Source organism: Pseudomonas fluorescens (genome assembly GCF_000967965.1).
Classification (GTDB): Bacteria; Pseudomonadota; Gammaproteobacteria; order Pseudomonadales; family Pseudomonadaceae; genus Aquipseudomonas; species Aquipseudomonas grandcourensis.
Window position 1 is genome coordinate 1 of record NZ_LACC01000044.1, and the last position, 14,368, is coordinate 14,368.

Annotated in this window: 12 protein-coding genes; 5 read left to right on the forward strand and 7 right to left on the reverse strand. The window is 59.4% G+C overall.

Going from position 1 to position 14,368, the window contains the following annotated elements; genetic code table 11:
• Nucleotides 1–327, forward strand: a 327-nt coding sequence (locus VC35_RS26320) for an XdhC family protein (RefSeq protein WP_185754865.1), incomplete at its 5' end; no start/stop codon positions are given.
• Nucleotides 328–528: 201 nt separating this feature from the next.
• Here VC35_RS26320 and VC35_RS26325 read toward each other — a convergent pair.
• The 6 genes from VC35_RS26325 to VC35_RS26350 form a co-directional block, all read right to left on the reverse strand.
• The gene (locus VC35_RS26325) at nucleotides 529–1,821 is read right to left on the reverse strand and encodes an OprD family porin (protein WP_185754866.1); all 1,293 of its coding nucleotides are present in this window, start codon (nucleotides 1,819–1,821) and stop codon (nucleotides 529–531) included.
• A 206-nt stretch (nucleotides 1,822–2,027) separates the two neighbouring features.
• Nucleotides 2,028–3,344, reverse strand: coding sequence for an MFS transporter (locus VC35_RS26330; RefSeq protein ID WP_046043567.1), 1,317 nt, complete (start codon nucleotides 3,342–3,344; stop codon nucleotides 2,028–2,030).
• Between the two features lie 269 nt (nucleotides 3,345–3,613).
• Nucleotides 3,614–4,246, reverse strand: coding sequence for an N-carbamoylsarcosine amidohydrolase (locus VC35_RS26335; RefSeq protein ID WP_046043569.1), 633 nt, complete (start codon nucleotides 4,244–4,246; stop codon nucleotides 3,614–3,616).
• Between the two features lie 9 nt (nucleotides 4,247–4,255).
• Nucleotides 4,256–5,011: a maleate cis-trans isomerase family protein gene (locus VC35_RS26340; protein WP_046043570.1), complete on the reverse strand. Its 756-nt coding sequence runs from the start codon at nucleotides 5,009–5,011 to the stop codon at nucleotides 4,256–4,258.
• A gap of 30 nt (nucleotides 5,012–5,041) precedes the next feature.
• A complete protein-coding gene (locus tag VC35_RS26345; protein ID WP_046043571.1) occupies nucleotides 5,042–5,860 on the reverse strand; it encodes an alpha/beta fold hydrolase in 819 nt (272 codons plus the stop codon).
• Entirely contained in the window at nucleotides 5,857–7,005 is a 1,149-nt protein-coding gene (locus VC35_RS26350) for an FAD-dependent monooxygenase (RefSeq protein WP_046043572.1), read from the reverse strand. The genes VC35_RS26345 and VC35_RS26350 overlap by 4 nt, the downstream gene beginning before the upstream one ends.
• A 346-nt stretch (nucleotides 7,006–7,351) precedes the next feature.
• Here VC35_RS26350 and VC35_RS26355 point away from each other — a divergent pair, with 346 nt between their 5' ends.
• The 4 genes from VC35_RS26355 (at nucleotide 7,352) to VC35_RS26370 (ending at nucleotide 13,300) form a co-directional block, all read left to right on the forward strand.
• Nucleotides 7,352–8,404: a 2,5-dihydroxypyridine 5,6-dioxygenase gene (locus VC35_RS26355; protein ID WP_046043574.1), complete on the forward strand. Its 1,053-nt coding sequence runs from the start codon at nucleotides 7,352–7,354 to the stop codon at nucleotides 8,402–8,404.
• A gap of 104 nt (nucleotides 8,405–8,508) precedes the next feature.
• Nucleotides 8,509–8,973, forward strand: a complete 465-nt coding sequence (locus VC35_RS26360) for a MarR family winged helix-turn-helix transcriptional regulator (RefSeq protein ID WP_046043576.1) — start codon at nucleotides 8,509–8,511, stop codon at nucleotides 8,971–8,973.
• A 254-nt stretch (nucleotides 8,974–9,227) separates the two neighbouring features.
• Nucleotides 9,228–9,716, forward strand: coding sequence for a (2Fe-2S)-binding protein (locus tag VC35_RS26365; protein ID WP_046043577.1), 489 nt, complete (start codon nucleotides 9,228–9,230; stop codon nucleotides 9,714–9,716).
• Between the two features lie 14 nt (nucleotides 9,717–9,730).
• Nucleotides 9,731–13,300 (forward strand): molybdopterin cofactor-binding domain-containing protein, encoded by a 3,570-nt coding sequence (locus VC35_RS26370; RefSeq protein ID WP_046043582.1) that lies wholly within the window; start codon nucleotides 9,731–9,733, stop codon nucleotides 13,298–13,300.
• Here VC35_RS26370 and VC35_RS26375 read toward each other — a convergent pair.
• Entirely contained in the window at nucleotides 13,294–13,959 is a 666-nt protein-coding gene (locus VC35_RS26375; protein ID WP_046043579.1) for a TetR/AcrR family transcriptional regulator, read from the reverse strand. The two genes, VC35_RS26370 and VC35_RS26375, sit on opposite strands and share 7 nt — an antisense overlap.
• Nucleotides 13,960–14,368: the final 409 nt, after the last annotated feature.

Below are 14,368 nucleotides of genomic sequence, written 5' to 3' on the forward strand. Positions count from 1 at the left end.
CGGCATTGGCTGGAAAACGTTCTGCAATGTTCACCTGCCTATGTCGGGCAGTTGGGCCCTCGAGAGCGAACAGAACGACTGCTCGATGAGATGGGCGCCTTGGCCCGTTTGCCAGAAAGCCTGACCAGGCTTCACTATCCGATCGGTCTGGATCTGGGGGGCGATACCCCGGCGAGCGTGGCCTTGGCCATAGTTGGCGAGATCACGGCCTACCTCAATGAACGCAGTGGCGGGATGCTGAAATACCGCAAGACCACCATTCACCAAGCTTGTGAGCCAGCCCACTCTCCAGCGGTGGGCGGCCTGCAGGCGAAAATGGAAGCGTAGCGTCTGCCCGAAGCGTGCTACTGATTTATGTTGGGTCCTTGCGTAGTGGCGCCTCAACCGCCGGTTCACCACGGGGTGATCTTCCCGTGGGTGATGATGCTCGCTGAGGCTCTGCTTCGCCACGTCGGCTCCAGGGCACCGTCGCTGATGGTGCCCAGGTTCTTGGCTTACTCTGCCTGAAAGTTCCGGCGGGTACGGCTATCAGAAAAGGCTGATGTTGTAGCTGAGGATCAGCCGGTTCTCATCAATATCGCTACGGTAGTTGGAGCGCGCAGTAACGTTGCGGATGCGGATACCCACTCCACGCAGCACTCCACTCTGGACAGCGTAGCCAATATCCAGATCGCGCTCCCAGTCCTGACCTTCAAACCCCCGCCCAGTGGTGACGTTGTCTCCAGTCACGTAGCGCAGAGTGGTGGTCAGACCGGGAATGCCGAGGGCGACGAAGTCGTAGTCGTGCCGGACTTGCCAGGAGCGTTCATCCGGTGCGGCGAACTCGTAGGTAGGCAGGGTATTGCCAAGCGGGTTGGTGTTGGCGCCAACCTGGATGAAACCATCGTCACCGCCGATCTGCTGGTAGCCCAGGTAGAAGGTATGGCCGCCGCGCTTCGCCGACAACAGGTTGAACAGTGCATGGTTATCGAGCTTGCCGGCGATGCTCCGGCCGTCGTCGCGGGCATCGAAGTAGCCGACACTTATGCCTAGCGTCCAGTCACCTACTGGCTCGGCGTGCTTGAAGCTGTAGTAACGCTGCTGGTAGATGTCTTCCAGTTGCGCCTGCCAGAGACCGACGCTGGTGCGATTGGAGTTGAAACTGTAGTCGGCACCCAGATAATTGAAGCGGTCGCTGGTGAATTTGGCGATACGCGCCGGGTTGATCGGGTCATTGATCAGCGCATACATCTCCTGGGTGTTACTCGAGTCGCGCAGGCTAGTGGAGTGCAGCTGGCCAGCGTTTACGGTCAGTCCGGACAATTCGTTGGAAACCAGAGAAGCGCCCTGGTAGGTCGGCGGCAGCAGGCGCAGATCGCTGTAGACCAGTACCGGCAGGTTGGGCCGCAGCTCACCAACCTTCAGCTCAGTGCTGGAGACCTTGAGTTTCATCGCCGCACCCAGGCGGCCGTACTCGTCGGCGGATCTGCCGTCGTCGTGTGTCGGCAGCAGTCCGGTCCTGGCCCGGCTCGGGCTGCTGTCGAGCTTGACACCGTAGAGGCCGAGCACGTCCACGCCGACACCGATACTGCCCTGTGTGTAGCCTGAGCGGGCATCAAGGATAAAGCCCTGGGCCCACTCCTCGACCCTGGATTGCTTGTTGGGGCCGACGATGTCCGAGAAGTCGCGGCTGAAGTAGTAGTTGCGCAGTTGCACGTTGGCCGTCGCGCCTTCGATGAAGCCTGTTTCTTCGGCGAGCAGGTGCGGAGCCAGGCCGAGTGTCAGGCAGCCGCCTAGGGCGCCGCTGATTGCATGGGTTTTGCGCAGTGCTGGAGTGTGCATGCTGTTGATACTCCGGAATCAGGGCATAGCGTCTCCCGTCAGACGAAGCCAAGGCTTGTCCGCAAGGAGGGCTTGAACATGGGGTTGGCCGGCGGCTCGCGGCCCGGGCTCGATCTGCACCACGTCGGTGGGATCAGTCGCAAGGGGGCCGTATGAGACCCCCTTGCGACTTACGCCAGGACACGCAGTCGCCTGGCTTACGTGTCTTAGCGATTGACCAGCTTGGCCGGTAGGGCGATCACCAGCAGGCTGCTGAGGATCAAGCAACCGGCGAAGAACCACAGTGCTCCGGCACCGCTGCCGGTCAGGTCGATGGCGATACCCATCAAGGAGTTGCTGACCAGGCCGGCGATGTTCGCCAGCGAGCAGGCCAAGGCGAAGCCGGTGGCGGCCGCACGGCCTTTGAGAAAGGTCGCTGGCAGGCTGAAGAACACCGGTACTGCACCGATGATGGCCGCCGACGCGATAGCAAACAGCGCCACCGTGGCAAATACGTTATCGGTGAAGAAGGTGCTGCTGGCCATGGCCACCGAGCCGATCAGGAAGGGGACAATGATGTGCCAGCGGCGTTCGCGATGACGGTCCGAACTGGCGCCGATCAGCAGCATGCCGATCAGGGCGGCAGCGCTGGGCAGGGCAGTCAACAGGCCGATATGGAAGTTGTCTGCCACCCCCGCGTTGCGAATGAAGGTCGGCATCCAGAAGCCCATGGCGTAGGCACTGAGCAGGATCGAGAAGTCGATACCGCCGAGCATCCACACTTTCAGGTTGAAGAAACCGTCACGGAAGCTGTGCTTGCTGTCTTTGCCCTCGACGTCGTCCAGGCGCAGTTCGCTTTCCAGCAGTGCTTTTTCATCGGCGTTCAGCCATTTGGCGCAGTGATGATTGTTTGGCAGGGCCCAGAACGTCAGGATGCCCAGCAGCACGCTAGGTACCGCCTCGATCAGGAACAGCCATTGCCAGCCGCGAAGACCGGCGGCGTGGTCGAAGTGGCCCATGATCCAGCCGGACAAGGGCCCGCCGATCACGCTGGACAGCGGCATACCGATCATGAACAGGGCAATGATGCGCCCACGCCTGTAGGTCGGGAACCAGGTGGTCAGGTAGAACAGCACGCCAGGCAGGAAGCCGGCCTCCGCCGCGCCCAGCAGGAAGCGCAAGATGTAGAACTGCGTGGTAGAGGTGACCAGCATGGTGCAGGCCGAGAGCAGCCCCCAGGTGATCATGATCCGGGCGATCCAGATCTTCGCCCCGACTTTTTCCAGGGCCAGATTACTTGGGACCTCGAAAATGATATAGCCGACGAAAAACAGACCGGCGCCCAGGCCGAAAGCCGTTTCGCTGAATTGCAGCTGTTCGAGCATTTGCAGTTTGGCGAAGCCGACGTTAATCCGGTCCAGATAGGAGGCCAGATAGCAGAAGCAGAGGAACGGAATAAGCTTCCAGGTGATCTTGCGGTAAAGCGCCTGGACTGGGTCTACGACGGTGGTCGTAGTGGATGTACCTACATTTGCAGAGGGCATGGGTGTCTCCTGGCGGTGACTTTGTGATTGTTGTTTAGCCGCGGATCAATGCTTTGGTAGCACCGGTTGGCGGCTTCCAAAGGCAGTGTCAGAAGACTGGGCAGGGTTTGATGTCGACCCTTGCTCAGTATTTGGCGACCAGTGCTCTACGGCCTGGTTCGACGGCAGATATCCATTTCTGCCGGTTATTCGGTAAAACCGTGAATTCGTGGAGGTTGCAGGCTTGCCCGGGAAGACACTGAGTCAGCCCGGGAAAACCAATGGCCATCTCATTTTCTGAAGTGTTCCATGGCCTCCTGCTTGCTCACCACATCGCCATACTTGCTATCAATGTCGAACAGGTTGGCTTCGTGGGGTGCGGAGTGGCGGTCGCCGACGCATTCGCGAACAACGATGGTCCGCAATCCATGCTGCACGGCATCCACCGCTGTCGCACGAATGCAGCCACTGGTCGAGCAGCCGGCCAGTACCACGGTGTCGATGCCTTGGGCGCGCAACATCGACGCCAGGCTGGTACCGAAAAACGAGCTGGCGTACTGCTTGCTGATTACCACTTCATCGGGGTTGGGCAGCACTGGCTCGCAGAAAGCAGCCAGTGGGTTGCCCTCGACCATGTCTTTCATGACGGGTGCTTTTTTGACCCACATGCCGCCGTCGGCAAAATGCCCTGGGTGGTAGCGAATGTTTGTATGCACGACCAGGATTTCATGTTGCCGGGCGCAGGCTAGCAGTTCGACGCTCTCGGCTACAGCGCTGACCACGCCTGGCGCGTACAGCGGTGCGCCTTCTTGGGTATAGCCCTGCATGAAATCGATCATCAACAGCGCAGGCTTATTGCCAAAGCCGATGCGCTGGCCCCACACGCCCTGATAGTTGGCGTCGGCACTTTGTTCTTGGCTCATGACACGCTCCTATTTATAAGCGCCAGACAGCAGCGCGCCCGCCCCCGGAACTATGGGCTCCAGGTCCAGTGCCTTGAGCATTGCGTAGGTGGTGGCGATGGCGGCGGTGAGTACCGGTTTGCCGGTTTGGGCCTCGACTTGTGAGACCACTCCCAGCGATTGCATCTGCACGCAGGCCGACAGGACGATCACATCCACGCCTTCAAGGTTCATGTCGCGCACAATGGCGGGCAGGTTGTCCGGGTTGTGGCGAGCGACTTCCAGGTTGTCGGGGATTTCCAGGGCGCGCCAATCCACCACCTCGAAGCCTTCCTCGCGGATGTAGTTGACCACCAGCTCGGTCAGCGGCTTCATGTAGGGCGCGACAATGGCGATGCGCTTGGCGCCCATGACCTTCAGGCCATCGATCAAGGCGCCGGCGCTGGTGATGACCGGTGCGTTACCGTCGTTGTCGGCGGTGGCCTGGCGCAGGCGTTTCTCGGACTGGCGATGGTAGCCCAGGCCCATGGCCATGATTGCGACCAGGCAGGCATAACCCAGTACATCGACCTTGGCGTCCGACAGCTCAATGGCACAGCGGTCGGACTCGCCGTCCATGGCCGCCAGTTCCTCCTTGCGCACTTGCTTCATGCGCATGCGGCTGGAGTGAAAGGTGAAGCGTTCGGGGCGGATCAATTGGCGTGCTGCCAGCATCGCCGGGATCTCGGTTTCCATGGTGGTGTTGGAACTCGGCACAATCTGGCCGATACGATAAGGCTTGATCACAAGCTGTCTCCTTTGCAACGTGCGTTGAATTCAGGTCAGGGGCTGGCCGAGAAAATTGCCAAACGCCGCGAAAAATCCTTCGAGGTCATCCCACGGAATCATGTGCCCGGCGTTTTCAACGTGAGCAATCTGGATCGCGGGTTGCAGGTCGCGAATTTCCGCTTCGTCCCCGGCCTGGATTACGCCGCCGCGACCGGCAACGATCAGCAGGGCAGGGACAGGCAGGTGCGGCAGATCTTGATGAAAGTCCACGTCATGAAAATCGTTGAAGGCGCGGACGATGGCAGGTGTGTAGCAGGTGTGCAGCCACTCGGCGCGTACTTGCAGTTGCTCCTCGGTCCAGGTCGGGCAGAAGGCGCGCATGGCGTCGGCGTCCATCCCGCTCAGTGATTGGCGGATCGAGTCCACGTACCACGACAGCTTGCTCGGGTACTCGCGCCGGCCGGGACCGGAGACGGGTGGATCGATCAGTACCAGGCTTTGCAGGCCCGCTGGATTGCGCACTGCGCTGCGCACGGCAAAGCGCGCGCCCATAGAGTGTCCCACCAAGTGATAGGCATTGATGCCCATGGCCTTGGCGAATGCGCCGATGTCATCGGCGCAGGCGTCGGTGCCGTAATCCAGTTCCGGTCCGGTGGAGGACAGGCCGCGGCCACGAGCGTCCAGTACGTAGGTATCGAAATGCTGACCCAGGCGCTCGGCGACAAACCCCCAGGTGATAGCCGGGCTGGTGATGCCGGGAATCAGCAACACTATCGGTTTGCCGGTGCTGCCCTGACCGCCATAACGCAGGTAGTGCTGGCGGATACCATTGGCTTGAACGTTGCCGCCCTGAATGAAGGTGCTCATGCGGCCACTTCCGATTTCAGTGGGTGGCCGTAGAGGTCATAACCGTAGACCCAGGCCGGATCTTCTTGTGTGCGCAGCCAGGTGTTGGCATTGGACACCGCCTGTACTCGCGAGGCGCGGTCCTTGCGGTTGGCTTCGTATAGCTTGAACGCGGTGCGGTAATCGGTGAGCCCGGTTTCCTGCAGGCAGCGGGTCAACATGGCGGCATCTTCGATGGCCATGCCCGCGCCTTGCGCCATGTGCGGTTTCATCGGGTGGCAGGCATCACCCAGCAACACCATCCGTCCACGGCTCCAGAGCGGCAGCGGGTTGCGATTGAGCAGCGGCCATTTGGTCACGCTTTCACTGGATTCGATCAACGCTTGAACGGTGGGGTGATAGCCCTGGAATGCGTCGTACATTTCGTCGCGGCTGCTATCGACAAAGCTGCCCTGGAAGTCCCAGGCCGGGTGCGGTACGCCGGTGACGTAGTAGTACTCATCGCGCTTGCTGGTGGTGTGGTAGACCATCATGTGACGATCTTCGCTCCACCACTTCACGCAGTTTTCAAAGTCCATGTTGTACTTGGCCAGCACCTCGCCGCGAATCAAGGCGCGATGCGCAACCCAGCCGCTGTACAGCGGTCTTTCCGCACCGAGCAACTCTTCGCGAATTCTGGAGTTGATGCCATCGGCGCCGATGACAATATCGACCTCTGTGGTGCTGCCGTCGCCGAAGTGCAGGCGCACCAGTTCATCGGTTTCCTCGATCCCGGTCAGGCGCTTGTTGAAGTGCACAGTGCCCGGCGCAATGGTCGACATTTGCAGTGCATGCAGGTCCCCGCGGTGCACGGTGATGTAAGCCGCGCCGTATTCCTTGCGAGCGAATTCACCCAAGGGGATGCGGGACAGATAGTCACCGCTGGCACCGTCGCGGCTGAACCAGAAGTCGGGGTGCGAACCCATGTCGCTCAGCTTCTGTTCAATGCCCATGCGACGGAAGATTTTCATGATGTTCGGGCCCATGTGAATGCCCGCACCAATACGGGAAAACTCTGGGGCCTGTTCATAGATATCGACCTCGAACCCGGCTTTCTGTAACAGCGTGGCAGCAGCAGCGCCACCTAGACCGGCGCCGACGATTGCGATTTTTTGTTTGTTTCGCATGGGGGCTTTTCCTTCGTTTTGAATATGTGGCTGGTGAGATCGGGTTGTCGTCTCGCCGCGATTTGAAGTGTATACGCTATTGTTTTTGAATTGGAAGAGCCCGTTTGAAAAATATAAAATCAGCAATAAACGGCGCGCGTAACGCTAAGTAACCATTATTTAGTGGGGTTGTGTTGCTTTGTAACGTTTCTGTTCTTCTCTTTAGACGTCCGTCAATTTAATGTTTTATCGTCAATAAATAGCGTATACACTTCAAATTCGCGCAGGTGCCAGGCTCGTCGCCTTGCTTTGGTGTACAGGGTGCGAGGCGTCGAACGAACTCAACAGGTTAAGAGGAAGACAAGAAATGCCGGTAAGCGATTGCGAACTGACCCAGATGTTTGAACACGTGTTGAAACTGTCGAAAGTGGACTCGACTCAAAGCGTCGCGGTACTGAAAAGCCACTACTCCGACTCGCGTACCGTGCGGGCGGCCATGGACGCCGCGCAGCGTCTTGGGGCCAAGGTCTATGCGGTCGAGTTGCCGTCATTCAATCACCCTATGGCCATGGGCAATGACATGACCGCTTACTGCGGCGACACCGCGCTGACCGGCAATATCGCCGCGCAACGGGCGCTGGAAGCAGCGGACCTTGTGGTCGACACCATGATGTTGCTGCACTCGCCGGAGCAGGAGCAGATCCTCAAGACCGGGACGCGCATACTGCTGGCGGTCGAACCACCGGAAGTGCTGGCGCGGATGCTGCCTACGCTGGCGGACAAAGAGCGGGTGATGGCTGCCGAGAAGCTGCTGAAGCAGGCGCGCTCGATCCACGTGAAGTCCAGGGCCGGCAGTGATTTCAAGGCGTTGCTCGGGCAATACCCTGCGGTCACCGAGTACGGTTTTGCCGATGAGCCGGGGCGTTGGGATCACTGGCCCAGCGGTTTTCTATTCTCCTGGCCGAACGAGGAAACCGCCGAGGGCGTACTGGTGATCGACGTCGGCGATATCCTGTTGCCGTTCAAGAATTACTCGCGAGAGAAGATCACCCTGGAAATCGAAAAGGGCTTCATTACCTCGATTCATGGTGGCTTCGAGGCCGAATACCTGCGCGATTACATGAAGTACTTCAACGACCCCGAGGTGTATGGCATCTCCCATATCGGCTGGGGTTTGCAGCCGCGTGCGCAGTGGACCGCCATGGGCTTGCATGACAAAAACGACGGCATGTGCATGGATGCCCGGGCGTTCTACGGCAACTTCCTGTTCTCCACCGGGCCCAATACCGAGGTTGGCGGTACCCGAAAAACCCCGTGCCACCTGGACATCCCGCTACGCCATTGCGATATCTACCTCGATGATCAGGCGGTGGTCCTGGGTGGTGATGTGGTAGCGCCGCAGGCATCTATCGCGCGGTGATATAAAAGAGGGGGGCGGGACAGTGACCCACCACGATTGAGTTACCTTGATCCCCCTCGCAGGTTAATGTAAACGCCACTTATTTTTTTTTGATAGAGCCCGCCGTGCCGGATACGACAGACAACACCCCACAGACAACCGCTCCCTATGCCTTTTCCGAGCAAGTCGGTCATTTGCTGCGCAAGGCTTACCAACGCAATATGGCGATCTTCCAGCAGAACGTCGACGATTCGCAGCTGACCGCCGTGCAATTCATCACGCTATGCGCCGTGCGTGATGGCGGGCCGAGCTCATTGACCGAGCTGGTCAAGGCCACTGCGGTGGATCAGGCAACCATTCGAGGCATCGTCGAGCGGCTCAAGGCGCGTGACCTGATCACCCTGGAGCCAGACCCTCAAGATCGGCGCAAAGTCATCGTTGGCCTGTCCGACAGTGGCCATCAATTAGTGCGTGATACCGTGCCTCATGCTGCCCGTGTCAGTGAACTGACCATGGGTAACCTCAACCCGGCCGAGCGTGTCGCGATGCTGTATCTGCTGCGCAAGATGATCGATGACGCCGACGATTGACGAGTAAGAAACCGCCCCTGGCATTCTTCTTGCGTCTGATTCATGAAGTGGATGCTTCATGAAAAAAATGTAGTCAGGGGTAACGTGAGGAGTCGGGTAGCCATCCCCCTCATCAAGCTCTAGAACCCGCATGGCACTGCGCAGGATCTGCGCAGCCTGCGCATGCGGTACCGGTCACGCCTTTTTCATGTAGTGATTACTTAATAAAAAGCCGCACCTCAAGAGAGCGAGCGGTAACACCTGGAGAGTGCGACATGAGTGAGCAAGCACTGGCGCCGGAAAAGACCGTGACGCTTCACGTCAATGGCCAGACCACTACGGTCTGTGCCATGGCCGACACGCCGCTGTTGCTGGTGCTGCGCAATGATTTACAGCTCAACGGCCCGAAATACGGTTGTGGCCTGGGCGAGTGCGGCGCCTGCACGGTGATCATCGATGGCGTTGCGGCGCGGGCTTGTGTGTTTCCGTTGTCCGGCGCCGAGGGCCGGGAAATCACCACCCTCGAAGGCATTGGCAGCCGAGAGCATCCGCACCCGGTGCAGCAGGCCTTTATAGATGAGCAGGCGGCGCAGTGTGGCTACTGCATGAACGGCATGATCATGACCGCCAAGGCCTTGCTCGATCGCAACCCGCACCCCAGCGAGGCACAGATTCGCAACGAACTGTCGGCCAATCTCTGCCGCTGCGGCACCCATATCGAAATTCTTCGTGCGGTACTGCGTGCCGCCCGTCAAAAGCCTTGAACGGATTGATGACCATGACCCATGCAACGCTCACCCGTGCTCAGCTGTTGACCAAGTCCGGCGTCTTGTTGATCGTCGATCAGATCCAGCCACCGTCCGGTCCTGTGGCCAAAGGTGGCGTACCCGTGATCAAACCCCAGGAGCTGGCGTTGTTCATTGCGGTCAACGACGACGGCAAGGTCTATGGGTTCAACGGCCACGTGGATCTGGGCACCGGGATCCGTACTTCGCTGGCACAAATCGTCGCCGAAGAACTGGACCTGGCGCTGGATCAAGTTTGTATGGTCCTTGGCGATACCGATAGCGCGCCGAACCAGGGCGCAACCATCGCCAGTGCGACAATTCAGATTTCGGCCATCCCCTTGCGTAACGCCGCGGCTGAAGCCCGGCGATTTTTGCTGGCTCGGGCGGCCCAGCGTTTTGCCGTTGCAGCTGACACCATACGGATAAACAGCGGGGTAGTTAGCAGCGAAGACGGTCGCCAGCTCACGTTTGCCGAACTGGTGGAGGGCGAGCGTGACCAGTTGACGATTTCCGGTGATGCGCCGCTCAAGCGTCTGGAAGATTATCGGCTGGTGGGCAAGGGCGCAGCGCGGGTGGACATTCCCGGTAAAGCCACCGGTGAGCTGACCTACGTGCATGACATGCGGCTGCCAGACATGCTGCATGGCCGGGTGATTCGCCCGCCTTATGCCGGGCTCGACAGCGGCGATTTTGTCGGCAACAGCCTGCTGGAGGTGGACGAGTCCTCCATCGCGCACATTCCCGGCATCGTCCGGGTGGTGGTGATTCGCGATTTTGTCGGCGTGGTAGCCATGCGTGAAGAGCAGGCCGCGAAGGCCGCCCAGGCACTGAAAGTCACCTGGAAAGCCTGGAACCACAAATTGCCGAACATGGATGACATCGCGCAGGCCATTCGCGACAACCCCCGGGTGCAGCGCGTCGTGCTGGACAAGGGCAATGTTGATCAAGCGCTGGAGCAGGCCAGCGAGCGCATGGCCCGCACCTACCTGTGGCCGTATCAACTTCACGCCTCCATCGGCCCTTCCTGCGGGCTGGCGGACTATCAAGAGGACGGCATTCGCGTTTGGTCCGGCACGCAAAACCCGCATTTACTGCGCGCTGACCTGGCATGGCTGCTGGAGTATCCGGAAGAGCGGATCGAGATCATCCGCATGGAAGCGGCAGGTTGTTACGGGCGTAATTGCGCCGACGACGTGTGCGCCGATGCGGTGTTACTGTCCCGGGCCGTCGGCCTGCCGGTACGGGTGCAACTGACCCGCGAGCAGGAGCATGTCTGGGAGCCCAAAGGCACGGCGCAACTGATGGAAGTCGATGGAGGCATCAATGCCGATGGCGGTGTGGCCGGTTACGATTTCCAGACCAGCTACCCGTCCAACGGTGCGCCGACCCTGGCACTGCTGCTGACAGGGCGTGTCGAACCGGTAGCGGCGATGTTCGAAATGGGCGACCGCACTTCGATCCCTCCGTATGATTTTGAACACATGCGCGTGAGCGTAAATGATATGGCACCCATTGTCCGGGCTTCGTGGATGCGGGGCGTGTCGGCGCTGCCCAATACTTTCGCCCATGAGTCGTATATCGATGAATTGGCCTTTGCTGCGGGCGTCGACCCTGTCGAATACCGCTTGCGTTATCTGAATGATGAGCGCGCCTCGGATCTGGTCAAGGCCACGGCTGCCCGCGCCGAATGGACGCCGCGTACGCAGCCGATGCAAATCCCGGAACAAGACAACATCCTGCGCGGCCGTGGTTTTGCCTATGCCCGTTACATTCACAGCAAATTTCCAGGTTTTGGCGCTGCATGGGCTGCGTGGGTCGCGGACGTGGCGGTGGACAAGCGCAGCGGCGAAGTGTCAGTCACCCGGGTCGTGATCGGTCATGACGCCGGGATGATGATCAACCCGGACGGAGTGCAGCATCAGATTCACGGCAATGTGATTCAGTCCACCAGTCGCGTGCTCAAGGAGCGCGTGACCTTTGAAGAGTCCGCCGTTGCCAGCAAGGAATGGGGCGGTTACCCGATCCTGACATTCCCCCAGGTGCCGGAAATCGATGTGCTGATGATGCCGCGCCAGAACGAAGCACCCATGGGGGCGGGTGAGTCGGCGGCAGTGCCGAGCGCGGCAGCGATAGCCAATGCGATCTACGACGCCACCGGGATTCGCTTTCGTGAACTACCGATCACCGCTGAGCGTGTGCTGGCCGCGCTCAAAGGCTCGGCGGACGAAGCGAATGCCAATCCCCCTGATTCGCCAAAGGCCAAGCGCTCGAAATGGTTGTTTGGCTCATTGTTCGCAGCGTTCGGCGCGATACTTGGCGTTGCTGCCACGGCTTTGCCCTGGCGTGCGGAAATCGCACCGATCACGCCACCCAGCGCGGGCACCTGGTCTGCGGCGACGCTGGAGCGAGGGCGTTTGCTGGCGGCAGTCGGCGATTGCGCGGTGTGCCACACAGCGTCAGGCGGCGCGACCAATGCAGGCGGGTTGGCAATGCAGACGCCTTTCGGAACGCTGTACAGCAGCAACATCACACCTGACCCGAAAACCGGGATTGGCAGTTGGTCCTATCCCGCGTTCGAGCGGGCCATGCGCGATGGCATCAGTCGCGATGGCAAGAATCTGTATCCGGCATTTCCTTACACTGCCTTCCGAAATATCAACGACGCCGATATGCAGGCGCTGTACGCGTACCTGATGTCACAGGCCCCGGTGAGCCAGCCAGCCAAGGTCAACGACATGCAGTTCCCATTCAACATGCGGCCGCTGATGGCGGGTTGGAACGCGTTGTTCCTGCGCAAGGGTGAAATCCAGGTGCAGCCGCAACGCAGCGAGCAGTGGAATCGTGGCGCCTACCTGGTCAATGGGCTGGGTCACTGCGCGGCTTGTCATTCACCGCGCAACTTGATGGGCGCGGAGAAGGGCGGTAAAAATTTCCTGGCGGGCGGCATGGTCGATGGCTGGGAAGCACCTGCGCTCAATGGCTTATCCAAATCGCCTACGCCGTGGACTGAAGATCAATTGTTCACCTACCTGAGCAGTGGTTATTCCGATGCCCACGGTGTCGCGGCGGGCCCCATGGGGCCGGTGGTTAGCGAATTGGCGAAGCTGCCCAAAGCAGACATACGGGCGATGGCGGTTTACCTCGCGTCGCTCGATGGCACGGTGCAAGCACAGACCCGCTCAAGCTCGGAAACCGTAGCGCAACCCAGCGTCACAGAGGTGTCGTTGAACAATGGTCGGCGGGTGTTTGAAGGTTCCTGCCAAGGCTGTCACGCCGATGGTCTTGGGCCGAAACTGTTTGGTGTCAGTCCCTCGTTGGCGACTAATACCAACCTTCACAGTACGCTGCCAGACAACCTGCTGAAGGTCATTTTGCAAGGCATCTCCAACCCGGCGACGCCGGACCTTGGTTATATGCCAGGTTTCAAGGACAGCCTGTCCAACAGGCAGATCGCCGAACTGACGGCATACCTGCGCAATCGCTTCGCCTCAGCTGAACCTGCGTGGCAAGGGCTGGAGCAGAAGGTCGCGCACTTGCGGGCCAATCCCGGAACTCATTGATCAGAGAGTCGCTGAGACGCAGGCAGTGTCAGCACACCGCGCACCACCAGATCGCTGATGAACGCCAGCCAGTCCTGCTGCTGGCCTTGATCCGCCAGGTCTTGACCAAGAAATGAGGTGAGGGTGTGCCGGTTGGAGTTATAGAAGTAGCAGAGCGAGGCGATCATCAGGTAAACGTGATTGATGTCGACGTCCTGGCGAAACACCCCCTGCCGCTGACCCGCTTCGATGAGCGGTGTGATCACGCCCAGCGTGGCACCGGACAAGCGACGAAGCTCACTGGACTGCCTGGCGTGCTTGCCCTCGTGCAGGTTTTCGATATTGAGGATAGCGACGAATTCCGGATGCTTTACGTAGTAATGCCAGACGAACGCCACTCGTTCACGCAGGGCCTGCACAGGGTTCGAAAGGTCCAGGCGCAGCATGCTTTCGGCATGGTTGAATGCTTCATAAGTGTGTTCAAGCACCCGTACAAAGAGGTTTTCCTTGCTGCCGAAATAGTAATAGATCATCCGGTCATTGGACTCGGCTTCACTGGAGATCTGTTCGATCCGCCCGCCCGCATAACCATCACGGGTGAAGACCTTGACCGCGGCCTTGAGAATACGAGCCTTGGTCTGGTCTGCCTGCTGGGCTCTGATACCTGTTTTTTTGTTCAAACTGTTGCCCTTGACGATTATGCGTAGCGATGTTTATGGCTAGGAAATGACATGACATTCCGTGGTAGTGCGCCACCGGTCTCTGAACTGGGCACTCCGGCCAAAGGGATTCTTTGGGCGCCCCGGGGTTTCTCGTTCACCGTATGCATTAGATCGATGTCGCATTGTTCTTCGACGAATGCAAGGGAATGAATAGTACTCCCGTTCAATGCGTTAGGCGGGTTGTTGGCAACGCTGTTTTTCCCTGCAAACGAGGGGCCGATCACTTGAAGACGATGGCGCAGCCATCCACTGAACATGACCTTGGAGAGTGGCAATGTCTGATTTGTACGCCTTGCTGGATGCAGTGGATCAAGCCAACAGCACAAAGATCGATGCTGTACTGGCCACGGTCGTCAAGGTCGAGGGC

Excerpts from the sequence above, each read along its gene's own strand:
- VC35_RS26325 (WP_185754866.1), bottom strand. The coding sequence starts at position 1,821 with ATGCACACTCCAGCACTGCGCAAAACCCATGCAATCAGCGGCGCCCTA.
- VC35_RS26330 (WP_046043567.1), bottom strand. The coding sequence starts at position 3,344 with ATGCCCTCTGCAAATGTAGGTACATCCACTACGACCACCGTCGTAGAC.
- VC35_RS26335 (WP_046043569.1), bottom strand. The coding sequence starts at position 4,246 with ATGAGCCAAGAACAAAGTGCCGACGCCAACTATCAGGGCGTGTGGGGC.
- VC35_RS26345 (WP_046043571.1), bottom strand. The coding sequence starts at position 5,860 with ATGAGCACCTTCATTCAGGGCGGCAACGTTCAAGCCAATGGTATCCGC.
- VC35_RS26350 (WP_046043572.1), bottom strand. The coding sequence starts at position 7,005 with ATGCGAAACAAACAAAAAATCGCAATCGTCGGCGCCGGTCTAGGTGGC.
- VC35_RS26355 (WP_046043574.1), top strand. The coding sequence starts at position 7,352 with ATGCCGGTAAGCGATTGCGAACTGACCCAGATGTTTGAACACGTGTTG.
- VC35_RS26365 (WP_046043577.1), top strand. The coding sequence starts at position 9,228 with ATGAGTGAGCAAGCACTGGCGCCGGAAAAGACCGTGACGCTTCACGTC.
- VC35_RS26370 (WP_046043582.1), top strand. The coding sequence starts at position 9,731 with ATGACCCATGCAACGCTCACCCGTGCTCAGCTGTTGACCAAGTCCGGC.